A 24,107-nucleotide genomic window follows, 5' to 3' on the forward strand; every position below is an offset into this window, starting at 1 on the left:
TGATTACTTCACAACCACCCTTAGCATTAGCCCCCATAAGGATGCTCAAGCACTGAATCAAATCGGCAAGGAATTATCAGAAGAATATGATATACCTTATTTATTTTCAGACTTTAAAAAACGGGATGGCTATCGCCGCTCGTGTCAATTATCCCAAATTTATGGTCTTTACCGTCAGGATTATTGCGGGTGTCCCTATTCAAAACTGGAGGCAGAACTGCGCAGTCATGGTAATTCTACCCAGAATTCCCAAAATTGAAACATAGAAAGGATCTGTAAATATGAGTCAACGTCAAAAGGGCATCTTATGCATCATCCTGTCCTCCTTTTCTTTCGCCTTGATGAATCTTTTTGTCCATCTGGCGGGGGATTTACCATCAATTCAAAAGAGCTTTTTTCGTAATTTTGTTGCTATGCTGTTTGCCCTTGCAATCTTAATTAAGGAAAAGCCCGTTGTTTCTTTAGATAAAGAGTCCAAGAGATATTTGTTCTATCGTTCCGTATTTGGTACCATTGGCATCGTATGTAATTTTTACGCCGTAGACCATATGTTACTTTCGGATGCGTCTTTACTTAATAAAATGTCACCGTTTTTTTGCGTTTTATTTGCCCTTTTGTTTTTAAAGGAAAAAATTAATCTATTTCAACTTTCCTCAATTATCGTTGCTTTTATCGGTGCAATTTTTGTAATTAAGCCCACTGGCCTAAATTTAGACTCCCTTCCTGCTTTTGTTGGCCTTTTCGGCGGCATCTGTGCGGGAGCGGCTTATACATTCGTGCGGGCCATGGGTAAAAAAGGTGTACAGGGAGGCGTAATCGTGTTCTTTTTTTCTGCCTTTTCTTGTTTGGTAACACTACCTTACCTAGTCTTTCAATTTCATCCCATGAGCCTTCACCAGGCAGCCATGTTGCTTCTTACAGGCCTTGCAGCCACAGGGGGACAATTTGGTATCACTGCTGCTTACTGCTACGCCCCAGCAAAGGAAATATCTGTTTTTGACTACTCCCAGATTCCCTTTGCCGCTTTTTTGGGTTTTGTTTTTTTCGGTCAAATCCCCGATATATATAGTTGGTTTGGCTATTTTATTATTTGCGGAACAGCATTGGCAATGTTTTTATATTTAAACGAACATTTTCACAAAGGCAAGGAAGTACTTACGAAATAAAAAAGTAATGATTTAGAAGTGCACATGAAATCTTATTTACTGTGCACTTTTTATTTTTTTACCTTTGCTTCCTGTTTATAAGCACATAAATTTATGGTTGTATCTCTTGCTTATGTAACAGGAGAACCGAACCCCTTACATCCTATTATTGCTTTTTCTCCTGTAACAAAATATAATTTCTATCCCTGAATTATTTATCCACAGCAAAATACAGGTTGCACCAATTCCCAAAGCCACAAAGCTTCTTTTGTTTTTTTGGCGTTTCATTTCAACAGAAGCAAACAGATCCTATGAAACTATAAAAGACTATTCAAGGAAAAAAATTTAAACATTAGCTGAAAGCTCTTTTATTTTCTCCTGTACCTTTTTAATATGTTCACAAACAAAAAACCCCGAAAACATAATGTTTTCGGGGTTTTATTCTGGCTTTTAATTACTTCAATGTAACCTTTGCGCCTACTTCTTCCAACTTAACTTTAATAGCTTCAGCTTCTTCTTTGGAAGCCTGTTCTTTAAGAACCTTAGGAGCGCCGTCTACAGCTTCCTTAGCTTCTTTCAAACCAAGGCCTGTTACTTCACGAACAACCTTAATAACTTTGATCTTTTCAGAGCCAACCTCTGTCAATTCAACGTCGAATTCTGTTTTTTCTTCAGCTGCTGCTGCAGGGCCAGCTGCTACTGCTACACCAGCTGCTGCGGATACGCCGAATTCTTCTTCTGCTGCCTTTACCAAGTCATTCAGTTCTAATACTGTAAGTTCTTTTACAGCTGCAATAATTTCTTCAATTGTTAATTTTGCCATTTTAAAGCACCTCCGATTAATTTTTGTATATACCCAATTTTATCAAATAGGTAATTTTTTTGATTGATTATTCTGCTGCCGCATCTTTCTTTGCGATCTGATCGATAACGCGTGCGAAAGAGGACATAGGGCTCTTGAAGCTGCCCAAAAGTTTGGAAAGCAACACATCTTTGGAAGGGATATCAGCAACGAGCTTCATACCTTCAGCGTCATATACAACGCCTTCAACTACACCAGCTTTAAATTCCAAAGCCTTTGCATCTTTCGCAATTTTGTTCAAAATTGCTGCTGCTGCAGTAGCTTCGCCATAGCTGAATGCAAATGCACTAGGGCCGGACAGATACTGATCCAAACCTTCAAACTGTGTACCTTGAATTGCAAAGTGCACCATTGTGTTTTTGTAAACTTTATAGTCAACACCTGCTTCTCTCAGCTGCTTTCTAAGAACTGTGTCCTGATCAACAGTCAAGCCTCTTGCGTCTACCATTACTACGGAAGCCGCTTTTTCCAGCTTTTCTTTGATTTCATTAACGACAACCTGCTTCTGTTCAATCTTTGCCATGTTTACACCTCCTTAAATCCTTTATAGATAAAGAAAGCCTCTTTGCACATAGACAAAGAGGCTTATAGCTCAATTTCAGCAATCTCCTCGGCAGGATTTATGCAAATGCACCTGCTGTCTACGGCACTATTCGGTTTTTTCTTTTCAACTTGTTTATTATACTAAATAACCAAGCATCCGTCAATAGCTTTTTTCGAGATTACTCAGAAATTTTCGCAGGGTTAACCTTTACACCAGGGCCCATTGTTGTAGATAAAACTACACTCTTTAAATACTGACCCTTTGCTGCGGAAGGTTTTGCTTTTATGATAGCACTCATCAGCGTCTGGAAGTTTTCTTCCAGCTTATCGGAACCAAAAGATACCTTACCTACAGGAACATGAATGATATTTGTCTTGTCCAAACGGTATTCAATCTTACCTGCTTTAATATCGTTAATAGCCTTTGTAACATCCATAGTTACAGTGCCAGCCTTGGGGTTAGGCATCAAGCCCTTGGGACCCAATACACGGCCTAAACGACCAACAACACCCATCATGTCAGGTGTTGCAACAGCAACATCAAAACCAAACCAGTTTTCATTCTGGATTTTGGGGATCAAATCTTCTGCTCCTACGAAATCTGCGCCAGCTGCTAAAGCTTCTTCTGCTTTATCACCTTTTGCGAATACCAATACACGAACTGTTTTGCCTGTACCGTGTGGAAGAACAACAGCACCACGAACCTGCTGATCAGCATGTCTGCTGTCAACACCCAAACGAATATGCGCCTCTACTGTTGCATCGAACTTAGTTACAGTTGTTTTCTGAACTAAATCGATTGCGTCATTTGTATCGTAAAGCATTGCCTTATCAACGAGTTTTGTAACCTCGTTATATTTTTTTCCTCTTTTCACTTTCGTGACCTCCTTATGTGGTAATATCGGGAGAATTCCCTCCCACTTCTGCCGTCAAATCAGTCGGCTATTATTCTTCAACAACGATACCCATGCTTCTTGCTGTACCGCAAATCATGCTGTATGCAGTATCAATATTGGCTGCATTCAAGTCAGGCATTTTCATCTCTGCAATTTCCATAACTTTAGCTTTGGAAACTTTAGCAACTTTTGTCTTATTGGGTACACCGGAACCGGATTCAATACCGCAAGCCTTCTTCAAAAGAACAGCTGCAGGGGGTGTTTTTGTAATGAAAGTGTAGCTTCTATCCTGATATACAGTAATAACAACAGGAATAATTAAACCTGCCTGAGAAGCTGTTCTTTCATTAAATTCTTTACAAAAGCCCATGATATTTACACCATGCTGACCTAACGCAGGACCAACAGGAGGAGCGGGTGTTGCCTTCGCTGCTGGAATCTGTAATTTGATATAACCTGTTACCTTCTTTGCCATGATTGGCACCTCCTATAAATGTGGTAATTAGCGGGGATTTTCCCTCCCACCTGGCGGCTTGCCGCCTTATGAAACGTTGACTTTAAATCTTGGTGATCTGAGTGAAATCAAGCTCAACCGGTGTTTCTCTGCCGAAGATGGAAAGACTGACCACAACGATTTTCTTATTGGTATTGATTTCTTTAATCTGACCAACAGAATCCGCAAAAGGTCCAGAAACAACACGGACAGGTTCGCCCAATGCTATATCCAGATTTTCCACCTCGCCACCAATACCCATAGCTCTAACTTCCATATCGGTCAAAGGCACAGGCTTGGAACCGGGGCCAACAAAACTTGTAACACCTCTTGTGTTTCTGACTACATACCATGTTTCATCGTTCATAATCATTTTTATCAGCACATAGCCGGGAAAGACCTTGCGCTGAACAGTTTTCTTCTGTCCGTCCTTAATCTCCACAACATCCTGCAAAGGTACACTAATCTCATGAATTTGATCTTGCATGCCTCTGTTTTCAACTGTCTTTTCAATATTGGCCTTTACTTTGTTTTCATACCCAGAATAGGTATGTACAACGTACCATTTTGATTCGGCAGATATTTTGATTTCTTCTGGCTTGTTGATTTCTTCAGACATAATACCATCCTTTTTCTACTCGATTTGTCTTAACCCAAAAGTCCGATAATCGCACTGTATCCGGCTGAGAATACCGAATCCATACAAAAAATGAGAACACCGAGAATTAGGGAAGTAACAATAACGGTAAACGTTTTCTTCGCAATTTCAGGACGGCTGGGCCAAATAATTTTTTTAAATTCAGCCTTGTACTCCGCGAAGCCATCTCTGTCACTGTTTTTCTTAACTTGCTTCGGCTTTGCTTGTTTCGTTTCGCTCGTTTGGTTAATGCTTTGTTTTTCTTCCATACGTTCACTTCCTTTGTCGGAATTTCCCCTACTTACTTTGTTTCCTTGTGTAATGTATGGGCTTTACAGAACTTACAATACTTTTTGATTTCCATTCTGTCAGGCATAGTTTTCTTGTCCTTGGTAGTGCTGTAATTTCTTTGTTTGCACTCTGTGCAGGCTAAGGTAATTCTTGTTCTCAAGCTCTCCACCTCCATTGCTGATGATATTTTTTTGTACATAAAAAAAAGACCTGCGTCTTCTAGTTCAGAATAACACAAGTCTATTCCAATTGTCAACAACAATTCATGGAAAATACAACTTTTTTCTGCAAAATAAGCAATATTTGCAAAATATGTTATTGATTATTTATAAACTCCTCTAAAGCCTCTGCCAACTGATCAGGACAGCTACTTTTTCTCATCCCACAAGAAATCCCCTTTAATCTCTTTGCAGCCTCGTCCGGCGTCATACCCTCTGCCAAAGCTGCCAAGCCCTTATGGTTGCCATCACAGCCGCCAATAAAGGATACGTTTTTCACCACACCATCTTCTACATCAAATTCCAATTTCGTGGCACAAATCCCCTTCGTATTATAGCTATAATGCATCCTCTGTCCTCCTTGCTCTTCAAATATTGTAACAGCATATCACACAATCCGGCATAATTCAATATTTTTCAGCTTCCTCACTTATTTATACTGGTTTTAAAAGTCTCAATTCTGCTAATGCTGCTTTCCAACCCACACCCAGTTTCCCACTAACGATAATTTTCTCCTTCCAAGGGACATGTTACTTCACTATGGTTTACAAAAAACTTCTTAAATTTAATGCGGCCTTTTTATAGGAAGAAAGTCATAAAACTGAGCTTCATCTTCCTAATTTTCTGCAGTGAAAATTTCTACCAATCATACTTTGACAAAAAAACGGATTAGACAACAGCAATCACAGATTTTGTCGATAAAACTTGATAAATTCCTATTCTTTCGGAAAATTCTATACATAAGTAAATTCAAATTTCTTGTATAATATTACATTTTTTTATGTTTTTTTCACTGCAAATTTTAAATATCCCTTGCACAATGTAATATTTTGAGATACAATAGGCTTTGTAGAATGAAGAAGGAGGTGTTTTATAATGGCTCACAAAATCGGACCTGAATGTATCGGTTGTGGCGCTTGTGCTGGCGAATGTCCTACAAGCTGTATCGTTGACGCTGGCGGTGTTTTTGAAATTAAAGCTGCTGAATGCATCGATTGCGGTACATGTGTTGGTGCCTGTCCTACAGGTGCAATTAAACCCGAATAATTATTTACTTAAAAAGGTGGGCTTATGTCCACTTTTTTATTTTATCAAATAATAAAATTCCATGAAAAAATTCATTTCCAACACCAATGCAAAAAATCTAAATTTGAAATTTTAACCTCTATCGTTCTATCTTCCTCAATTAGTAGCCTTTCTAACTAGAAAATAATTGGAAATCCTTTTTGTATTTTTCGTAGATTCCTTTCAAAAGCATTTTCCATAGCGGCTAATACTTTTCCCCAAAATTATGTTTTTAATTGCTTTAGAATTAAATCGTGTTTTTGAAGCATCTCTCTAACTGCGATATAATTTCTATTAAATATATTTTTTACTATATTTTTTTCAACTATCACGTTTCTTTTCAATTCATCTAAACTTATAAAAGGTATCTCTCTTTTTAAACATGCCTTTAATTCTATTTTGCATGCAACCCCTTCAATTAAGCATCGCATCTTTATTCATTTTTATACATAGCATTCTAATTTTGAATCAGATATATATTGCTACCATTTATTTTAAAAATATTCCTTCTATCATTCATTCAATCAAAATACACTTTTTAAATTCCAACAAGTAAAAGACGCAAAAACCCCCCTGCATTTTTGCAGGGGGGTAATCTATTAGGAACCAACCTATTTTTTCATCTTCCCCATCTGTTTAACCCTTAAATAAACAGATTTAATTGTTACATCTCAGAAATGACGCCCTTGTCATCCTGTTGTTTTGTTCGGTTATTATACCAAACCTTGAGCCATCATAGCAGCAGCAACTTTCTTGAAGCCTGCAATGTTAGCGCCTGCTACTAAGTCATAGCCTAAGCCATATTCTTCAGCTGCTACCACAGATACAGCGTGAATGTTCTTCATGATACCTTTCAACTTTTCGTCTACTTCTTCAGCAGACCAGTTGTATCTCATGGAGTTCTGAGCCATTTCCAATGCGGAAACTGCTACACCACCAGCATTTACAGCCTTAGAAGGTCCAACAACCAAGCCCTTGCTCTGGATGTATGTCAACGCTTCGTTTGTTGTAGGCATATTTGCAACTTCGATGTAGTATTTTGTGCCATTGTCAATGATCTTCTGAGCTTCGTCCATGTTGATTTCATTCTGTGTTGCACAAGGCATGCAGATATCAACCTTAACTTCCCAAGGTTTTGTCTTAGCAACAAACTTGCAACCAAATTTGTCAGCATAATCTTGAGCGCGGTCACGACCAGAAACTCTCATTTCAACTAAATACTCAATTTTTTCAGGTGTTACAACACCATCAGGATCATATACATAGCCGTCAGGACCGGAAATTGTTACAACTTTACCGCCCAATTCAGCTACTTTCTGGCAAACACCCCAAGCAACGTTACCGAAACCGGAAATTGCTACTGTTTTGCCTTTCATTGTATCACCCAAATGAGTCAATACTTCATTTACATAATAAGTAGCACCAAAGCCTGTAGCTTCAGGTCTAATTAAAGAACCACCAAATTCAAGGTTCTTGCCTGTGAGAACACCGTTCTCCCAAACGCCTTTGATTCTCTTATACTGTCCGTAAAGGAAACCAATTTCTCTGCCGCCAACACCGATATCGCCAGCAGGAACGTCAACGTCAGGACCAATATGTCTGTAAAGCTCTGTCATGAAAGCCTGGCAGAATCTCATGATTTCCATGTCGCTCTTACCTCTAGGATCGAAGTCGGAACCACCTTTACCACCACCGATAGGCAAACCTGTCAAGCTGTTTTTGAAGATCTGTTCAAAACCAAGGAACTTGATGATACCAATGTATACGGAAGGATGGAAACGAAGACCGCCCTTGTAAGGTCCAATTGCACTGCTAAACTGTACTCTGAAACCACGGTTAACCTGCACTTTGCCAGCGTCATCAACCCATGTTACTCTAAAAGAAATAGCTCTTTCAGGCTCTACGATTCTTTCCAGCAAACCTGTTTTTTCATATTCAGGATGTGTTTCTACTACTTTTTCAATAGAGTGAAATACTTCTTCTACTGTCTGGATGAATTCGGGCTCACCAGCATTACGTTTTTTAACCTGTTCGATTACACTTGCCATATAAGCGTTCATAACTCATTGCCTCCTACATTTGTCTTTTCTTTAACTTTGTTTTAACGCAAGACCTAAAAAAATACTTCTCCTTTGAAGCATCTTTCCATAAAAAACTTGGCAATTTCTTCTTTTATTTTCACAACAAAGCATCCATCACCTTGTTTTACGTTCACATTATAACACACTTTTTTCTTTTGTGTAGGACTTTTTTGAAGTTTTATCTTTATTTTTACACAAATTTTATGCCCTAGAATTATGCAAAAAAACGTTTAATATTTATTTTGATATAATTCGCCTTTTATGACATAAATATACACAAAAAACATTGAATTTACATCAATTTTATAGTGACATTACACCACACCTGTTTTTTTACCAAAACAATGCCTTTCTCTTCCCGATATATTTCCTCTGTTGTTTGAGAAGCGCTTTGTCTTTTACCCCTCTTCTGTTATCATTTCCACAAAAAAGTGCAATTATAAGAATTTTTCTTATAATTGCACAACTTTTTACTTTTTATTGAAAAAACCCATTTTCCCTTTACTTTCTTCGCCCATTGTATCAGCCATAAACTCAATATATCTTCCCGTGCCAATTGCAACACAGCTAACCGCATCCTCAGCAACCATAGCATTTATGCCAGTTTTACTTTGAATGAGTTTATCCAGGCCATATAGTAAGCTGCCGCCCCCAGTCATAACAATTCCCCGTTCAAAAATATCAGCGGCCAATTCAGGCGGTGTGCGTTCCAAAACACCATGTACTGCATCAGAAATTGCCAAAGCTGATTCAAACAGGGCTTCCATCATCTCATCTGAGGTAACTGTAATATTTTTGGGCAAGCCCGTAATTAAATTTCGACCCCTCACATCCATGCTTACAGGCATAGAACGTTCAAAGACTGTACCAATCTCAATTTTTAAGTCTTCTGCTGTTCTTTCACCTATTAATACATTATGTTTTTTCCTCATATAGCGAATAATGGCATCATCGAAATTATCACCGGCAATCTTTAAGGAGTAGCTTACTACCGCACCACCCAAAGAAATAACAGCAATATCTGTGGTTCCACCGCCGATATCTACCACCATGCTTCCGCATGCTCTGGAAATATCTATGCCAGAACCAATGGCTGCGGCTATGGGCTCTTCAATAATATGAACCCTTCTCGCACCCGCCTGTCTTGTTGCATCCTCAACTGCGCGTTTTTCTACCTCCGTTGCACTGCTTGGTACGCATACTGCAATGGTTGGCTTTACAAAAGAACGTTTTCCTAAGGCTTTTTCTATAAAATATTGTAGCATTTTTTCCGTTACATCAAAATTAGATATAACACCTTCTCTTAAAGGACGAATTGCAACAATATTACCCGGAGTTCTCCCCAGCATTCGTCTTGCTTCTTCCCCAACCGCTAAAATGCTATTGGAATCTTTGTCTATGGCAACCACTGAAGGTTCGCGAATTACAATTCCTTGACCCTTGATGTATACCAGCACGCTGGCTGTACCTAAGTCTATTCCTATGTTATCGCCAAAACTCATAAAATTGAACATGATGACGCTCCTTTGTCCCTCTAAACTCTCTGTATTCTTATAGTATACTGGAAACCTACTGTTCTGAAAAGATGTATTTTTACAAAAAAACCATTATTTTACCTTTTCTCTAAATTTTCTCATCTAAAACCGAAATTCCTTCTTTTAGCTGCGTATCATCAGCCACAGGTATTTCTTTCGCATCTTCATACCCCTGGGGCAGTTCAACCACCTTATCTGGGGTAATTCCTGTACCATGGATAGAGGTTCCGTTAGGTGTGAAATATTTTTGAATGGTGATGTTTAATCCGGAACCATCAGGCAATGTGAATAAACGTTGCACTAAGCCTTTGCCGAAGGTTTGGGTTCCAACCAACGTGGCAGCTCCCATGTCCTTTGCTGCTCCGGCAAAAATCTCTGATGCACTGGCGCTGTTCCCATTCACCAAGACAACCATGGGAATATTCAGATATTTGTCATCACAAATAAGCTCTTCCCGTTTTCCTTCTTTATCCTCCGTATAAACCATAACACCTTTAGGTAAAAGTTCATCCCCGATCAAATAGACAGAACGAACCAAGCCCCCAGGATTGTTTCTTAAATCAAGAACCAACCCCTTCATTCCTTGCCCTTGCAATTCTTTTAACGCTGCCATAAACTGGTCATAGGTGTTTTCTTTGAAACCACTGATACGAATATATCCCTTTTCCTTATCTAACATTCTACTTTCAACACTTTTCATAATAACGTCTTCTCTTTTCAGGTTAAACGTTTGGGTGGCCCCTGTGGAAGGTCTTAAAACATCTATTTTCACCGCACTACCCACAGGTCCTCGCATTTTTTCCGCTACATCGTTCAAAGTAAGGCCGGTAACATCCACACCGTCAATAGTTTTAATAATATCTCCGGCTAAAACACCTGCCTTTTGAGCAGGGTATCCCTCCATTAATGAATAAACAACCACGCCTCCATCTTCAGATTGATAAACCGTAACACCAATTCCCTCAAAATGCCCACCTGTGTTCTGCAGATATTTTTCTAAATAATCCGCAGTCATATAATATGTATACCTGTCTCCAACGCCGGCAACCAAGCCTGTAAACATACCTTCATCCAGCATATCCTTATCCAGGTCATCCACATAATATCTATCTAAAAAATCTTCAATCACATCCATTTTTGCCGCCTTAGACATACCAATGTCAAAAGGCAGATACTGCCAGGGTATCCATTGTTGAACAAGGGCAGTCCTTCCCACCATGGAACATACTAACGTCACCGCTATTGCAGCGCCAAACCCTTTCCAAAAATCCTTTTTCATTCATTCATTCGCCTCGTTTTCCTACGACTTTCTTTTATCCTATGAATTGCTTGTGAAAAACATACCCTATCACTCTCATGAAAAAACCATCCTGCCTCATTCTTTTTTGAAAAGTTGCTCCTGCAAATTTATTGCCATCGCTCTGCCCTTCTCAAAAGCTTTTCCGCCTGGATGGTTTCAATTTTTATACCTGTAAATGCTTACGAATGGAGGTCACACTGCCAATTACACCTAAAAGAACGCCAAAGACCAACGCCACTGGGAATAGTACAATAAAAATATCACCTGTAAGCAAAAATTGTACCATCTTAATTACAGGGAAATAGCCATACAGTGAGCTGATAATCTTTGCATAAATGGGCATTCCAATTAATAAAGGAATGACTGCCCCCACCAAGCCAATGATTACACCTTCAATGATAAACGGCCATCTGATAAACCAGTCGGTGGCGCCTACATATTTCATGATATTAATTTCAATCCTTCTGTTAACCACAGAAATTCGGATGGTATTCATAATAATCATAATAGAAATAACACCTAAAACCAGCATGACTAAAATACTGGCAATATTAAATACCTTGTTGGCCTTCATGATCAGCTCTGTTTCCGTCTGACCATGGCGAATATTGTCAATACCATCTATGCCTTTCAGTGTCGCCAATACACTGCCCTGATTATCAATGCTGTCCAAAGTAATTTGGAACGAATGGGATAAGGGGTTATTTGTTTCATCCAGCCCTTCAAAAATATCCTCATCAGCGCCCCAATCCTTTTTTAAGGCTTCCAGCGCATCACCAGGAGAAATATATTGTACATCCAATACATGGTCAATCTTAGAAATTTTTGTCTTCATTTCCTCAATTTCCTGGCTAGTAGGATTGCCCCCCAAAAACACAGAAATGCCAATGGAGTCTTCCATCTGCTGTAGAATGTGCTGCAAATTCGATGCAACACAGTAAGAGAAGGACATTATGGAAATACAGGCCATTACCGCTACAATGGAAGCCACTGTCATCAGCAGGTTTTTCTTTAATCCGCTAAGGCCTTCTTTTAGAAAATATTTAATTGTACTAGGCCTCATCGCTATACCCACCTTTTTTAATATCTCTGACAATTTGTCCTTGTTTTAAGGTAACAACACGCTTTTGCATATCATCCACAATGTCTCTTGCGTGGGTTGCCATTACAATGGTGGTTCCACGCTTATTGATATCATCTAATAACTGCATAATGCCCCAAGCTGTCTCAGGATCAAGGTTCCCTGTAGGTTCATCACAAATCAAAATGGGAGGATTGTTCACAATTGCCCTTGCCAATGCCGTTCTTTGCTGCTCTCCACCAGAAAGCTGATTGGGAAAACTTCTCCCTTTTTTTCCAAGACCAACCAACGCCAATACTGCAGGAACATTTCTGCGAATAATACGGCTAGGCGCCTCAATTACCCGCATGGCAAATGCAACATTTTCATATACGGTTTTATTGGGCAACAAACGGAAATCCTGAAACACTACACCTAAATTACGACGAAGATAAGGAATTTGGTTCCTGCTCAGTTCATTTGTTTTCACTCGGTTAATGGTGATATCTCCTGTTGAGGGTTCCAGTTCTTTTAAAAGCAGCTTAATCAGGGTAGATTTACCCGAGCCACTGGAACCAACAATAAACACAAAATCTCCTTTTTCAATATGTAAGTTTAAGTTTTCAACTCCACGGGATCCGTTTGGATATGTTTTCGTTACGTTATTGAGCCAAATCATTAACGTATCTTCCTTTCTTCCAGTAAATTTTAAAAAATATGAACAAATATTTCATATTTCGTCATTTTTCCTTACAATGCATTCTAAAGTATAGCATAAAACGCCTATACGAACAACCCTAAACCACCATTCGACTTCTTGGAAATTATTAAATATTTGTTAATAAGTAATTTTTCATCCATTTATTTCCTCTAAATTTTTATTTGCCAAAAAAATTGTTAGTTACTTCCAAATAAAAATAAAAGCAGATAGTTTTCCAACGTCTCCAATGGAAAATATCTGCTCTTTATTTCCAATATTATTTTTGATTCATCAATAAACCATCTTATCCATATATATCATGTATTTACTTACCATTAAGGTAATCTTGAAGATTATTGCATCATCAAAATTTCTTAAATCCAGCCCTGTCATCTTCTGAAGCTTATCTAATCTGTAAACCAAAGTGTTTCTATGAATATACAGCTGACGGCTTGTTTCAGACACATTCAGATTGTTTTCAAAAAATTTATTCACTGTTGCCAAGGTTTCATCATCAAAATCGTCCATTGTTAAACCATGGAGAACTTCCTTAATAAACATGCGGCAAAGGGGCAGAGGCAACTGATAAATCAGACGGCCGATACCAAGCTTTTCGTAATTTACAATAAACTTATCGGTCTCAAATATCTTGCCTACTTCCAAAGCCATTTTCGCTTCTTTATAAGAACGAGAAACATCTTTCAAATCACCCACAATAGTACCGCTGGAAATATAAACACGGCTGTTTGTTTCGGCGTTTAAGGTTTCCTCCACGCTCTTGGCAAAGCGGTCAATGTCATCGGCAGACTCCTTATCCTTCAGCTCTTTTACCAAAATGATACTATGCTCATCCACAGCTGTCACAAAATCCTTTGTTTTTGCAGGGAAAACGCTTCTCACAATCTCAACAACATTCATTTCCTTATCGATATTTGTTTCAATCAAATATACAATACGGTGAACATTGTTTTCGATATGTAGCTTTTTCGCACGGCTGTAGATATCCACCAAAAGCAGATTATCGAGCAACAAGTTCTTAATAAAATTGTCCTTATCGTATCTTTCTTTGTAAGCCACCAGCAAACTCTGAATTTGGAAAGAGGCAATTTTACCAATCTGGTAACCGGCCTCATCCTCACCCTTTACCTGAATTACGTACTCGGGCACACCATTGTCATAGATTTTGAAATATTGATAGCCCAAAATCAACTGACTTTCCGCAGGGGAGCTAATAAAATTCTCCACCGCATCAATCTGCCGTCCAATCATGTTTTCCTCGGTTGTGGCGATTACTTTTCCTTCTTTTTCCACCACGCTTAGTTCTTTACGGGTGATGTTCTTTAAACCATCAATTGTGCTTTGCAAAATCTGATTGGAAATCATTGCCCTCTCTCCTCAAATTAGTATTTTTATTTCTCTTTATCCTGAAACATCAGCCTTTGAGTAACATAAAGACTGTAAAATATGCCGAAAAGAAACCATCTCATCTATTGATAAAATAGCCTAATCCTATTTTATAACATAATCACAAAAAAATAAAGAGAAATTGCAAAAAAAACATACAAAATCTCTTTGTATTTAAATTTTACATAAAAAGAGCTACTTTTTTTTATTTAAACTGTCTGAGACGCTCAATTTTTGTACCGAAACGGATACAATAAAAGCAAAAATTTGCTGTTATTTTTTACTTTTGCGTCATACCCTCTCCTAAAACTTCCCGAATATCGGTAACAAGCAAAATTGCGTTTCGGTCAATATTCATGATAATGCTTTTGGCTCCTTGGATCTCTTTTTGGGAAAAGATACAAAACAAGATTCCCCGTTCGTCGGCACCAAGGTTTCCTTCTCCACAAAATTTAGCGGCATCCCTTGCTAATCTTAGGTTTAAAACACTGGCTATTTCTTGTGCATCCTCAGAAATGACAATTGCAGCCCGAACCACATCTCCACCTTCTAATACCCATTTTGTACATCTTTCGGTGATAAAAACAGAGAGAATGGCATACAAGCCGCTGATTCCACCAAACATAAGCATACCTGCCGAAATAACCACAGCATCCATAATGAATATTTTTTTGGAAATAGAGGGTCTAGGCCAAACCTTTTGCATCAAGTAAGCGGCTAAATCAACTCCACCAGTTGTTCCTCCACAGCGTAAAACCATACCAATCCCAATGCCCACCAATGCACCACCATACACTGAGGATATCATATAATCACCTGTGTAAAAGGTAATATCCTGCACCAAAAAAAGCATGAATGAAAATAAAAGAGAGGTCAAAATTGTTTTTCCAACAAATCGACCTCCCTGCATCTTCCAAGCTGCAAGAAAAAGAGGAAAGTTCAATACAGCATTCACCAACCAAAGGGGCGTGGGGAATCCAAGCTGCGCCGATGTAAAAGCATTGAGCATAATACCGATACCTGTTACTCCCCCGGCAACCAAATGGGCCGGTTCCAAAAAGCATTGAATGCCAATGGCCATAAGCAGTGTTCCGCAAATACTTAATACAATATCCTCTATTTTCTTTTCATACATAACATTATCTCCACTTCCTCATTTTCAGGACTGTGAAAGCAAACATAGGCAGGCGCATCATTCTTCGCCATCTAGTAGGTTGTGTAATGAGGCGGTAAAACCATTCCAAACCAAGCTTTTGAAATACTTTAGGCGCCCGCTTCACATTGCCTGCCATTACGTCAAAACTGCCGCCCACGCCAATGGAAACTTTAGCTCCAAAAAGACGCATATTTTCATATATCCATTTTTCTTGTTTGGGCGCTCCCAGTCCTACTAACAGTATGGACGGAGATAGTTTTTTTATGTCATGAATTATCTTTTTTTCTTCTTTCCCATCAAAATATCCGTTGTGTATCCCAACAATTTTTAACCCAGGATATTTCCTTGTCATTTTTCTTGCCGCCTCCGTGGCAACACCGGGGGCTCCGCCAAAAAAATAAAAGGTATGCTCCGTTTCGGCCAATTCAGAAAAAAGATTCTGGGTTAAGTCATAACCCGCTACTCGCTCCCTCAACCGTATAGAGCTGTATTTAGAAGCCCAAACAACACCGATTCCATCAGGCACAACCATATCTGCTTCCTGCAAAATAGACATTAGCTCTTGATCCTTTTGAGCCTCCATCACAATCTCCGGGTTTGGTGTACAGATAAAATGCTGCCCGTCGGTATTCAAAAGAATTTTCACCCTCGCTATGGCTTCTTTCATCGTAACCGCATCAAAGGGTACATTTAAAACCTGTGTTAATTTCCTCATTTTTTTCGCCCTCTTCCGTGCCGCAAAAGCTTCGCAAGATACTGCTCATTCTGGTGCGCTTGCCCTTCCAGCAATGCCTCTTTCTCTTCTAAAATCTCAATATATTTTTCTCTATTATGAATAATATCATCCACCATTTCCAGTGTTTTATCCATATCAAATTCCTTAAGCTTTCCGCCACTAGGCATTTCCAGCTTTTCCAAATAATATTCAATTTTAGGGTCATAAATAAACCCAATCAAAGGTACTTTTTGCCGTGCTGCAAATATCAGCGTGTGTAGACGCATGCTTAAAATAAAATTCGATAAACTGATGATTCCCATCACTTCGTAAGGAGAATAGTTGTTATGCAAAATATAAGCATTTTGTTTCATCTTCTTGCGAACCTTTTCACTCACCGTGATATCATTAGGCATTTGCATCGCCAAAAAGACAATGGTTCTATCGTTTTTTTCAATAATGGTATCACACAGTTTGGCAAAACGGTCAATAAACCGATCCATCTCTCGCCAGTTACGCACTGAAACCACAACCAGAGGTTTGTCCAACGGAATACCTTCCGCCTCCAGCAGCCTTTTTGCTTCTTCCTTTGTAATGCTCTCCATGGTAAATACAGGGTCGGCAGTCACAAAGCACTTTTTCGGATTTACTCCCATGGAAAGGAGTTCTTCATAGGAGTTTTCCTCTCTGAGGGTAATCAAATCCGCACGATTCACTACCTGCTTTACCAACCTCCTGTTTCTTTTTCCCGATACAGGGCCGATTCCGTTGGCATAAAGCATTACTCTTTTCCCCATAAGCTTTGCCGCAACGGTAATGGAAAGATAATACATCAATGAGCGGGTGCTAGTGCTATCTTGCAATAGGGAACCACCGCCGCTTAATAAAACATCACAGTCCCGCACCGCACGCAAAACTTCCCAAAAGCCAAAACGATATACGGCTTCAATACCATATTTTTCCCTTGTTCCCACGGGATTATTGGAAAGGACGGTAATGTGATAATTGTCACCCATTTGCTGAATATTTTTGTGCATGGAAATCATAATTGCCTCATCGCCAGTATTGTTAAAGCCATAATAACCACTCATAACTACATGGTATTGAGGTGTATGCATTTCTTTCCAAGCTCTCTCATAAGCCTTCACACAATCCAAGGCCATTTTTGTAACAGAATAATATTGAAAAATAACCTCTCTGCCATAAGCCCCTGCATGCTGACGCTGCTCTGGGGTCATCTGGTTAAATGCATAAACCACATCTTGATACAATTGCTTTTCTGTAGATAATTCACATCCACGGCAACAGAAATTATTTTCTTGGGCAAGCTCCAGCTTATCCCGTCCGAAAATGCCGATATAGCCTTCGTTACCTGCAACAATGGTGGTTTTTTCTCCAGCCATAGCTTCTAGCGCCGCGCGGCTAACGCCCACAAAAACATCTCCAACAGCTACAAGCTCATTAATATCTGTTCTAGCACCAGTCATTGTAATACAATTTCTTCCAATCAGTTTGTTTGCCTCTTTGCTTTTTTCCAACAGCTCATTATAAACATCGCCGCCACCAACAAGAATCATGCGAAGCCCGGGAATGGCCTTGGCAAGCTGAGGCGCAAGGGATATTAACTGCTTTGCCACCAGGGCACGGCTTTCATCCATACGGCTAACATAGACTAACGTAGGATCTTCTTCTTTCAAGGAAAACTCCTCTCGCACTTTACTGCCATTTGTTTGAGGAGAAAACTTTTCTGTATCAATCCCATTAATGGTAACAAAAATATCTTCATTACGCACATGGTAATTTTCAATTAAATATCTGCGTATATCTTCACTGACCGCAACAACCTTCTGCCCCCAGTTGGTCAAATACTTCAAACCCATCCCCGTATAAAAAACCCAGTGCGCAGAAGTAACAAAGGTAAATTTCTCTTTTTTAAATAATAATCCGCAGATAAAGCCGGGAATTCTTGCATGGGAATGAACAATATCCACCTTCTCCTTGCGAATAATTTTTCTCAGTAAAAAGTAAGATTTTATCATCTTAAATACATTTCGCTGATGCATAGGTACTTTATAATGTTTAATCCCAACTTCAGCCAATTCTTTTTCGTATACACCGCCATTGGAGGCCACAATAATATCGTATCCTTGCTTTTTCAATTCCTTTGACAGCTCTACCACATGGGTTTCCGCCCCGCCGATTTCTAAACCCATTAAAGCCATTAATATTTTGTAATTCATATCCACCCCGCCTGTCACATTTCAATATTTGTAACCTTGATTGTAGGCTTCGCATACTTTGTAAAGACATCCATTTCCGAGTTTACTTTTAGCTCAACCACGCCATCCACAAAATATCCATCTTCTTTTTCAATCACAGAGCCATCAATAGTCATCTTAACTCTATAATAATCGGGATATTGGGCACGAACCATACCGCCATTGCCATCGGGCAAATTGTAGAACAAAGGAGAGTATTCGATTCCCTTGATTTCTCCAATGCAAATGCCTGTTTTATCATCAAATATCAAATCACCTTCATGAAGTGCTTTCACCGTAGGCATACGCACCTTATCAATAAAAGCGCTATATGTGGTTTTCTCAGTCTCTTCATCAACCCCTGAGGATTCCACCCGATTAATGACCCCCGTCTTCAGAACAGCTAATGCAACCACAGCCACTAAAGTCAGTATAATCAGTATATCTACGATATTTGGTCTTCTTTTAGCCATCCCTATTCACCGTCCCTTACTTCGACAACAATACCCTTAAAGGCGTATCCCTTGCCCTTTACATTTAACTCCATACCAACCTTTACCGTTGTACCTTCCACGGTAATATCCTTCTCCGTTTCCGTACCATTTCCTGCTACAGTTAAGGTGATATTGCTATATCCCTCAACTGGCAATTTCTGATAAGCCCCTGTTTCCTTGCTAAAAATCACTTCCGTATAAGGTTCTGAGGTTACCTCTTTGGCAACACCCAAATATGCACCAGTGGAACTGTTAAAAACTTTTCCGTCAATCACAGGTGCCTCCGCAGTTTCCGCTAGAACTTCCCGTCCCTCAACAACGTAGGTATATGTTTTTGTGGCAGAAGTATCTTGCTTTCCACCGCCCATAAGGAGTTTAAAACCAAGTACTCCTGCAACAATGATAAGCAAAATCAAAATGATATCCACAATATTGAATATCCCAAATAGCTTTCTGTTTTTCTTCATTTTCCTTCCTCCAAATAGAGCCGTTCAATTCTCGACGTCATTTTCCGGGCAGTAAAGTTCTCTCTCGCCCAAGCTTTGGCATGAATTGCAAGCTTTTGATAATTCTCCTCATCTTCAAAAACCTCCATCATCCGTTCTGCCAGAGCCTTCCAATCCCCCACGGAAACAAGATAACCATTTTCACCATGGCGGATTACTTCATTCACGCCGCCACTGTCCGTACCAACAGCAGGTATTCCCACACTCATGGACTCAATAACCGATAGACAAAGCGCTTCATGCTTTGACGTAATTACGTTCAAGTCTAGTGCAGCTTCTATTTTTTCCACATCCTTTACAAATCCTGTAAAAAATAAATGGCCTAAAATTCCCATTTCCCTTGCCTCATCCTCTAAGGATGCACGCAAGCTTCCATCACCGATTATATAAAAAGCAAAATCTTGCCGATGCTTTAGAATTTCCTGAACTGCCAACAAAAAAGTCTTATGGTCCTTTACCTCTTCCAGCCTTGCCACAATACCTACAGCTTTTTTTAGTGGGTCACCCCCATAGGATGAAAGCACTTCCCATCTTTCCCCAGAAGATATAGGTTCAATGGCGTCAATGCCGTTGTAAATAACCACAATCTGCTTTGGATCCGTTCCGCCAGCAATCATACTATGTTTTACTGCCTTGCTAACAGCAATAATGGTATCACTGTACAACTTATTCAGCGTTCTTCTTGCAATTTTTTTTGCCAGTGAACCTGGTTCCCCTTCCATACAATGCTTTGTATTGATAATCTTGGGTACTTTCGCTTGCTTCGCCGCCATTCTGGCTGTTAAGCTGGCATGGGGATGAACAATATCCGGTTTTTCTTCCTTAAAAAGTTCATAGAGGGGTTTCTTTGCCTTTTTATCAAAGGATTTGTCCTCCATCTCCTTCATGGGAATCACTGCTACATCCAATGCAGTTACCGCCGCGTAAAGGGCACTGTCGTCAGGCAAAATCACCCAAACGTCAAACCTCTCTCGATTATGATGCTTCAAATAATTCAGTAGCCATCTTCCTGCTCCGCCGATATTGCGGTCAGTCAAAACGTGAAATACTTTTATTTTTCTCTCTGCCACTGCTTTTCACCCACTCTCACGCTTGCCATGCCAATACCCATAAAGCACCAGAACAGCAAAACAATACTATAATCAAACCAAATATGGTCCGTCATTCCCTGTAGCAGCAATCCAGCAAAACCGCCGAAAAAGGCTGCCAAAAGCATGTGAAATCGCTTAGGAACTCTTACCATACTGCCATAAAGCTTTTGGAAGAAGAACAGAAATAGGACTATTAAAATTACAAATCCCAGTATTCCCAGTTCAATAAATTCCTGCAAAAATAAATTGTGAACATGATATGCATTGGCCGCTTCAAAGGAAAACAGCGGATAAACCTGATTAAAAGCGTCTACTCCGATTCCCGTTGTCCAATAGTGCTTAACGATTTCTCCCCCTGCCTGATAAATAGACAAGCGATATTGAGAAGATGAATCGCTCATGGTAATTGAGCTTGCCAACCTAGCCCAAAGAGACGCAGGCAATACAAATGGCATGGCAACAAGCCCTGCTAATCCCAATGGAATAAGTCTTCGCTCTGCCAAAAGCACAAAGAGCCCTGCTGAAAGCATTAATCCAAGCATTGCCCCTCGGGAGTTGGTAGCAAACAGTCCTAAGCAAATCACACCAAAACAACCCAAGTAAAAAATTCTTCCCAACCAATTTCGTACCTTCCAAAGCATGCCTGCCGCAAGGGAGCCGATTAAGATCAAATATTCCCCTAAAACATTGGGATTATTAAAGGTACCATAGGCACGGGTTTGAATATTAAAGCTTTCCGCATCTACCCAAGCCGCATCCATTTCAACCCCAACAACATACTGATAAACCGCATAAAGGGCGATCAAAACCCCTGTAGAAATCATAACAAAAATAACAAAATCCAATTTCTCTTCGGTGTCAATACAGTCCTTGGCAACAAAAAACATTGACATAAACAGTAAGAAAATCGCCATGACTTGTAATGATCGGGGAAAATGATAACTGGTAAAGCTGCCATAAATCAAGCAAATACCAAACAGTCCTAAAAATATACTAACCAAGCTTGTCCGCTGTACACGAATACGCCCTAAGAAAAGGTTAATGCCGTACAATCCTAAAGTCCCAAAACAAAGTAAAGCCAAAAGCATTGTGGGCAAAATGGGAATGGCAAACACAATGGCACATAAACATAAAATCAAAAAATTATGATTAAAAATCCTAAGGAAAAAGCTTTCACCAAAGGCTATTGCAAAGGCATTCCTTTTTTCCTTCACTGCTTTGCCAGAAAGTACTGTCAGCCTGTGCCATGTTCTAGGTATTAGTCCATGCCATGTCCCCAAAGATGCATCCCAATTTTCTCGAAAAAATCCAAGAATGCCGCTTTGCCAAAAAGCATTTCCAGTGCCTTGGCTAACTTTACGGTAGCATGCATAAACCAAACTACCCATCCACAGATGAACAATTATAGTTATGATTTTTTCCAACACACGGAAGCAAAAGCTATCCTCAATCATCCAAGAAACTCTTTGGATCATACGTATATATCCTTTCTGTTCTTCTACTGTTCTTCCATTATGGTTGTTCTGAGAATCTGTTTTTCCTCTGCTTATAAACTTACCCAATAGAGAAAATACTAATTTGCCTTCCTCAATACCCAAGGCAAAGGATAGTAACATATAAACTGTCCCACCAATTACCACAGGAATACCCAGAACAAGGATCCGTCCTATTAATCCTGTACCCACTCTTGGTTCAAGGAAGCGAAAACTTGACAATACAAAAACCAACATGATCCCAGCGCTCAACGCCATTTTACCCAGGCTTATGATTAACTTTTTATCTATTATTTCAGGGTAATTTTTCACCGTTGGCACCAAAAGCAACACTGCCGCAACTGTAGATGAAGCCGCAGCTGCCAGTGCCAAACCGCCAACGCCCATAGGCTCTAATAACAGTTTGCTCAAAATTGCATTCACCAAAACCGATACAACCCCTGAATAAAATGGGGTCTTACCATCCTGATTTGCATAAAAAGCCCTGCTCAAAATAGTCTGTATACCATAGCCAATAACCCCAAGGGAGAAAAAGAATAGGGCTGTAGAGGTTAAATAAGTTCCTTCAGCGTCGAAAGCTCCCCTTTCATAAATCAGTGCCACTAGCGGATGACTCAATGCCATGATACCAATCATCATTGGAATCAGAAAAAACATCATAGACCGCAGAGTAGCCTTTACGGTACTTCCAAACTCCTCCTGATTTTCGTCACTGGAAATACGGGAAAGCTTGGGGAAAATTAAATTGGCAATGGCCAAAACAAACACACCCACAATAATGGTATACAAGTTATTGGCATAATCCAATACCGAAACCATCTTCTCACCATTGGAAAGCTGAGAAGCAAAACGACAATTAATCATAAAATTGATGGGTTGTACCCATGTTGCAATCATAACCGGAAGCATGAGCTTGCCGATTTTTTTCAATCCCTCGTCTCGAAAATGGAAATCCGGGCGATACCAATATCCTTTTTTCTGTAAAGACGGAATTTGAATAAATGCCTGCATTGCCCAACCAATTAAAAAAGCCGCAGTTAATCCATATATCCCATATTTTTTATTGAAAAAAATATAATATACAATAATAATTGCGTTGGAAGCCACGCTGATTGCCGCAGGCACATTAAATTCGTCTAAGGATTGCAGAATCCCCACAAAGGAGAAAGCAATGGCAGTAAATAGAATGGTAGGAAAAAGCATACGAGCAAGGGAGGCACACAGCTGCGCCGTTTCATTATCAAAACCGTTTGCAAACAGCCAAACAAACTGTTCAGCTAAGATAATGCCAAATACCATTAAAACAAAAGTTACTACTGTGATAAGGGTAACAAAACGATTGGCAAGAGAAAAGGCTTCTTTCTTCCCTTTTTTTTGTAGATACTCGTTAAAGATAGGAATAAAACTTGCAGAAATTGCCGAAGCAAAAACAGCATCAAAAAAAGTCCGGGGAATGCGGCTGGCAAGCAAAAATGCCGCTGCCTGCATCCCCAAGCCATAATTTGCAGCGAGTAATTGATCCCGAACCAAGCCAAGAACCTTCCCCGCCAATGTTATCATCATCATAAAGCTGACAGCTTTCACTGCCTGATTGCCTTTTTGTGACATAATTGTTCTCCTGTAGACAAGCTTCCTTAAGGAAGCAAAATTTTTTGCAGACACACAAGATGGGTAGAGATTATTCTCCACCCACCTAATCTTACCTTATTTTGCCCAATTTTACAATAAATACTGTAAAATTCAAAGATTATTATACCTTACCTATTTCATAAGAAGTATCCTTGCCCTGAACACGTAATTTCAACATGCTAAAGTTGCCATTTACACTACCATCTGTCTTCCAAAGATTGGGAAGATTGATATAACGCACACCGTCTTTTGCCGCTGTCCACTGGGAAGTACCACAACAGGATACCACAAATACCGTTTTGCCTTGGGCAACATATTTATTCAAAATCCCACGGAAATACGAAGTCTCAGCCGCAGATTTAAAATCTCCCGGCGTTTTATCCATAATTAGAACAATGGTGTCATTATTAGATGCATCCAAATCTCTGGTTAAGCTTGCATACTGGGTAGGGTTTGTGGCACGAATGCCTCCCCCTGCCGCAGAAACCATAGCTACGCTTGTGCCGCCTCTGCTTAAGAACCGATACCCACCATT

General features: G+C 39.6%; 25 protein-coding genes and 1 other annotated feature. Of the genes, 3 read left to right on the forward strand and 22 right to left on the reverse strand.

Translation table 11 applies throughout. The features are described 5' to 3' along the window. The coding region (locus tag RTK36_RS00090) for an epoxyqueuosine reductase QueH (RefSeq protein ID WP_312043071.1) at positions 1-259 on the forward strand (259 nt) is incomplete at its 5' end. 22 nt (positions 260-281) lie between these two features. Then, positions 282-1,166: a DMT family transporter gene (locus RTK36_RS00095; protein ID WP_312043074.1), complete on the forward strand. Its 885-nt coding sequence runs from the start codon at positions 282-284 to the stop codon at positions 1,164-1,166. A 433-nt stretch (positions 1,167-1,599) separates the two neighbouring features. Here the strand turns inward: RTK36_RS00095 and rplL are convergent, their stop codons facing one another. The 8 genes from rplL to RTK36_RS00135 form a co-directional block, all read right to left on the reverse strand. Then, the gene (rplL, locus tag RTK36_RS00100) at positions 1,600-1,968 is read right to left on the reverse strand and encodes a 50S ribosomal protein L7/L12 (RefSeq protein WP_312043076.1); all 369 of its coding nucleotides are present in this window, start codon (positions 1,966-1,968) and stop codon (positions 1,600-1,602) included. A 67-nt stretch (positions 1,969-2,035) separates the two neighbouring features. Next, on the reverse strand, positions 2,036-2,530 hold the full coding sequence (gene rplJ / locus RTK36_RS00105; RefSeq protein ID WP_312043078.1) for a 50S ribosomal protein L10: 495 nt from the start codon (positions 2,528-2,530) through the stop codon (positions 2,036-2,038). Positions 2,531-2,551: 21 nt separating this feature from the next. After that, positions 2,552-2,672 (reverse strand) — a sequence feature (ribosomal protein L10 leader region). 57 nt (positions 2,673-2,729) lie between these two features. Next, on the reverse strand, positions 2,730-3,425 hold the full coding sequence (rplA, locus tag RTK36_RS00110) for a 50S ribosomal protein L1 (RefSeq protein ID WP_312043080.1): 696 nt from the start codon (positions 3,423-3,425) through the stop codon (positions 2,730-2,732). Positions 3,426-3,495: 70 nt separating this feature from the next. Beyond that, entirely contained in the window at positions 3,496-3,921 is a 426-nt protein-coding gene (gene rplK, locus RTK36_RS00115; RefSeq protein ID WP_312043082.1) for a 50S ribosomal protein L11, read from the reverse strand. An 82-nt stretch (positions 3,922-4,003) separates the two neighbouring features. Next, the gene (gene nusG / locus RTK36_RS00120) at positions 4,004-4,558 is read right to left on the reverse strand and encodes a transcription termination/antitermination protein NusG (protein ID WP_066052535.1); all 555 of its coding nucleotides are present in this window, start codon (positions 4,556-4,558) and stop codon (positions 4,004-4,006) included. A gap of 29 nt (positions 4,559-4,587) precedes the next feature. Then, positions 4,588-4,845, reverse strand: a complete 258-nt coding sequence (secE, locus tag RTK36_RS00125) for a preprotein translocase subunit SecE (RefSeq protein WP_312043084.1) — start codon at positions 4,843-4,845, stop codon at positions 4,588-4,590. Positions 4,846-4,877: 32 nt separating this feature from the next. Next, a complete protein-coding gene (gene rpmG, locus RTK36_RS00130) occupies positions 4,878-5,042 on the reverse strand; it encodes a 50S ribosomal protein L33 (protein ID WP_256149453.1) in 165 nt (54 codons plus the stop codon). Between the two features lie 140 nt (positions 5,043-5,182). Further along, positions 5,183-5,434 (reverse strand): TIGR03905 family TSCPD domain-containing protein, encoded by a 252-nt coding sequence (locus RTK36_RS00135; protein ID WP_312043086.1) that lies wholly within the window; start codon positions 5,432-5,434, stop codon positions 5,183-5,185. Between the two features lie 527 nt (positions 5,435-5,961). Between RTK36_RS00135 and RTK36_RS00140 the strand changes: the two genes are divergently transcribed. Further along, a complete protein-coding gene (locus tag RTK36_RS00140) occupies positions 5,962-6,132 on the forward strand; it encodes a 4Fe-4S binding protein (RefSeq protein WP_312043088.1) in 171 nt (56 codons plus the stop codon). Between the two features lie 731 nt (positions 6,133-6,863). On the opposite strand, the gene gdhA is transcribed toward RTK36_RS00140, so the two are convergent. From gdhA to RTK36_RS00210, 14 genes are all read right to left on the reverse strand, one after another. Then, positions 6,864-8,210, reverse strand: a complete 1,347-nt coding sequence (gdhA, locus tag RTK36_RS00145; RefSeq protein WP_312043090.1) for an NADP-specific glutamate dehydrogenase — start codon at positions 8,208-8,210, stop codon at positions 6,864-6,866. A 491-nt stretch (positions 8,211-8,701) separates the two neighbouring features. Then, positions 8,702-9,745 (reverse strand): rod shape-determining protein MreB, encoded by a 1,044-nt coding sequence (mreB, locus tag RTK36_RS00150; RefSeq protein ID WP_312043092.1) that lies wholly within the window; start codon positions 9,743-9,745, stop codon positions 8,702-8,704. Positions 9,746-9,854: 109 nt separating this feature from the next. Next, on the reverse strand, positions 9,855-11,045 hold the full coding sequence (locus RTK36_RS00155; protein WP_312043094.1) for a S41 family peptidase: 1,191 nt from the start codon (positions 11,043-11,045) through the stop codon (positions 9,855-9,857). Between the two features lie 184 nt (positions 11,046-11,229). Further along, positions 11,230-12,129 (reverse strand): permease-like cell division protein FtsX, encoded by a 900-nt coding sequence (gene ftsX, locus RTK36_RS00160; RefSeq protein ID WP_312043096.1) that lies wholly within the window; start codon positions 12,127-12,129, stop codon positions 11,230-11,232. Beyond that, positions 12,119-12,805, reverse strand: coding sequence for a cell division ATP-binding protein FtsE (ftsE, locus tag RTK36_RS00165; RefSeq protein ID WP_312043099.1), 687 nt, complete (start codon positions 12,803-12,805; stop codon positions 12,119-12,121). Before ftsE ends, ftsX begins: the two co-directional genes overlap by 11 nt. A gap of 312 nt (positions 12,806-13,117) precedes the next feature. Continuing rightward, a complete protein-coding gene (locus tag RTK36_RS00170) occupies positions 13,118-14,209 on the reverse strand; it encodes a PucR family transcriptional regulator (protein WP_256149406.1) in 1,092 nt (363 codons plus the stop codon). 301 nt (positions 14,210-14,510) lie between these two features. Continuing rightward, positions 14,511-15,365 carry a YitT family protein gene (locus RTK36_RS00175; RefSeq protein ID WP_312043101.1) on the reverse strand — a complete coding sequence of 285 codons (855 nt, stop codon included), beginning with the start codon at positions 15,363-15,365 and terminating at the stop codon, positions 14,511-14,513. A 4-nt stretch (positions 15,366-15,369) separates the two neighbouring features. After that, positions 15,370-16,101, reverse strand: coding sequence for a WecB/TagA/CpsF family glycosyltransferase (locus RTK36_RS00180; RefSeq protein WP_312043103.1), 732 nt, complete (start codon positions 16,099-16,101; stop codon positions 15,370-15,372). Beyond that, positions 16,098-18,341, reverse strand: a complete 2,244-nt coding sequence (gene csaB / locus RTK36_RS00185; protein ID WP_312043106.1) for a polysaccharide pyruvyl transferase CsaB — start codon at positions 18,339-18,341, stop codon at positions 16,098-16,100. Before csaB ends, RTK36_RS00180 begins: the two co-directional genes overlap by 4 nt. Positions 18,342-18,355: 14 nt before the next feature. Continuing rightward, the gene (locus tag RTK36_RS00190) at positions 18,356-18,832 is read right to left on the reverse strand and encodes a DUF4330 family protein (RefSeq protein WP_312043109.1); all 477 of its coding nucleotides are present in this window, start codon (positions 18,830-18,832) and stop codon (positions 18,356-18,358) included. 2 nt (positions 18,833-18,834) lie between these two features. Continuing rightward, entirely contained in the window at positions 18,835-19,320 is a 486-nt protein-coding gene (locus tag RTK36_RS00195; protein ID WP_312043112.1) for a DUF4330 domain-containing protein, read from the reverse strand. Continuing rightward, a complete protein-coding gene (locus tag RTK36_RS00200) occupies positions 19,317-20,429 on the reverse strand; it encodes a glycosyltransferase (RefSeq protein ID WP_312043114.1) in 1,113 nt (370 codons plus the stop codon). The genes RTK36_RS00195 and RTK36_RS00200 overlap by 4 nt, the downstream gene beginning before the upstream one ends. Next, a complete protein-coding gene (gene murJ / locus RTK36_RS00205) occupies positions 20,411-23,551 on the reverse strand; it encodes a murein biosynthesis integral membrane protein MurJ (RefSeq protein WP_312043116.1) in 3,141 nt (1,046 codons plus the stop codon). Before murJ ends, RTK36_RS00200 begins: the two co-directional genes overlap by 19 nt. A 142-nt stretch (positions 23,552-23,693) precedes the next feature. Continuing rightward, positions 23,694-24,107: hypothetical protein (locus RTK36_RS00210; RefSeq protein WP_312043119.1), on the reverse strand; the 414-nt coding region annotated here is incomplete at its 5' end.

Source organism: Anaerotignum sp. (assembly GCF_031981185.1).
Lineage (GTDB): Bacteria > Bacillota > Clostridia > Lachnospirales > Anaerotignaceae > Chakrabartyella.

What these genes read in the sequence shown, in the direction of transcription:
- RTK36_RS00095 (WP_312043074.1), top strand. Translation starts at nt 282, where the DNA reads ATGAGTCAACGTCAAAAGGGCATCTTATGCATCATCCTGTCCTCCTTT.
- rplL (WP_312043076.1), bottom strand. Translation starts at nt 1,968, where the DNA reads ATGGCAAAATTAACAATTGAAGAAATTATTGCAGCTGTAAAAGAACTT.
- rplJ (WP_312043078.1), bottom strand. Translation starts at nt 2,530, where the DNA reads ATGGCAAAGATTGAACAGAAGCAGGTTGTCGTTAATGAAATCAAAGAA.
- rplK (WP_312043082.1), bottom strand. Translation starts at nt 3,921, where the DNA reads ATGGCAAAGAAGGTAACAGGTTATATCAAATTACAGATTCCAGCAGCG.
- nusG (WP_066052535.1), bottom strand. Translation starts at nt 4,558, where the DNA reads ATGTCTGAAGAAATCAACAAGCCAGAAGAAATCAAAATATCTGCCGAA.
- secE (WP_312043084.1), bottom strand. Translation starts at nt 4,845, where the DNA reads ATGGAAGAAAAACAAAGCATTAACCAAACGAGCGAAACGAAACAAGCA.
- rpmG (WP_256149453.1), bottom strand. Translation starts at nt 5,042, where the DNA reads ATGGAGGTGGAGAGCTTGAGAACAAGAATTACCTTAGCCTGCACAGAG.
- RTK36_RS00135 (WP_312043086.1), bottom strand. Translation starts at nt 5,434, where the DNA reads ATGCATTATAGCTATAATACGAAGGGGATTTGTGCCACGAAATTGGAA.
- RTK36_RS00140 (WP_312043088.1), top strand. Translation starts at nt 5,962, where the DNA reads ATGGCTCACAAAATCGGACCTGAATGTATCGGTTGTGGCGCTTGTGCT.
- gdhA (WP_312043090.1), bottom strand. Translation starts at nt 8,210, where the DNA reads ATGAACGCTTATATGGCAAGTGTAATCGAACAGGTTAAAAAACGTAAT.
- mreB (WP_312043092.1), bottom strand. Translation starts at nt 9,745, where the DNA reads ATGTTCAATTTTATGAGTTTTGGCGATAACATAGGAATAGACTTAGGT.
- RTK36_RS00155 (WP_312043094.1), bottom strand. Translation starts at nt 11,045, where the DNA reads ATGAAAAAGGATTTTTGGAAAGGGTTTGGCGCTGCAATAGCGGTGACG.
- ftsX (WP_312043096.1), bottom strand. Translation starts at nt 12,129, where the DNA reads ATGAGGCCTAGTACAATTAAATATTTTCTAAAAGAAGGCCTTAGCGGA.
- ftsE (WP_312043099.1), bottom strand. Translation starts at nt 12,805, where the DNA reads ATGATTTGGCTCAATAACGTAACGAAAACATATCCAAACGGATCCCGT.
- RTK36_RS00170 (WP_256149406.1), bottom strand. Translation starts at nt 14,209, where the DNA reads ATGATTTCCAATCAGATTTTGCAAAGCACAATTGATGGTTTAAAGAAC.
- RTK36_RS00175 (WP_312043101.1), bottom strand. Translation starts at nt 15,365, where the DNA reads ATGTATGAAAAGAAAATAGAGGATATTGTATTAAGTATTTGCGGAACA.
- RTK36_RS00180 (WP_312043103.1), bottom strand. Translation starts at nt 16,101, where the DNA reads ATGAGGAAATTAACACAGGTTTTAAATGTACCCTTTGATGCGGTTACG.
- csaB (WP_312043106.1), bottom strand. Translation starts at nt 18,341, where the DNA reads ATGAATTACAAAATATTAATGGCTTTAATGGGTTTAGAAATCGGCGGG.
- RTK36_RS00190 (WP_312043109.1), bottom strand. Translation starts at nt 18,832, where the DNA reads ATGGCTAAAAGAAGACCAAATATCGTAGATATACTGATTATACTGACT.
- RTK36_RS00195 (WP_312043112.1), bottom strand. Translation starts at nt 19,320, where the DNA reads ATGAAGAAAAACAGAAAGCTATTTGGGATATTCAATATTGTGGATATC.
- murJ (WP_312043116.1), bottom strand. Translation starts at nt 23,551, where the DNA reads ATGTCACAAAAAGGCAATCAGGCAGTGAAAGCTGTCAGCTTTATGATG.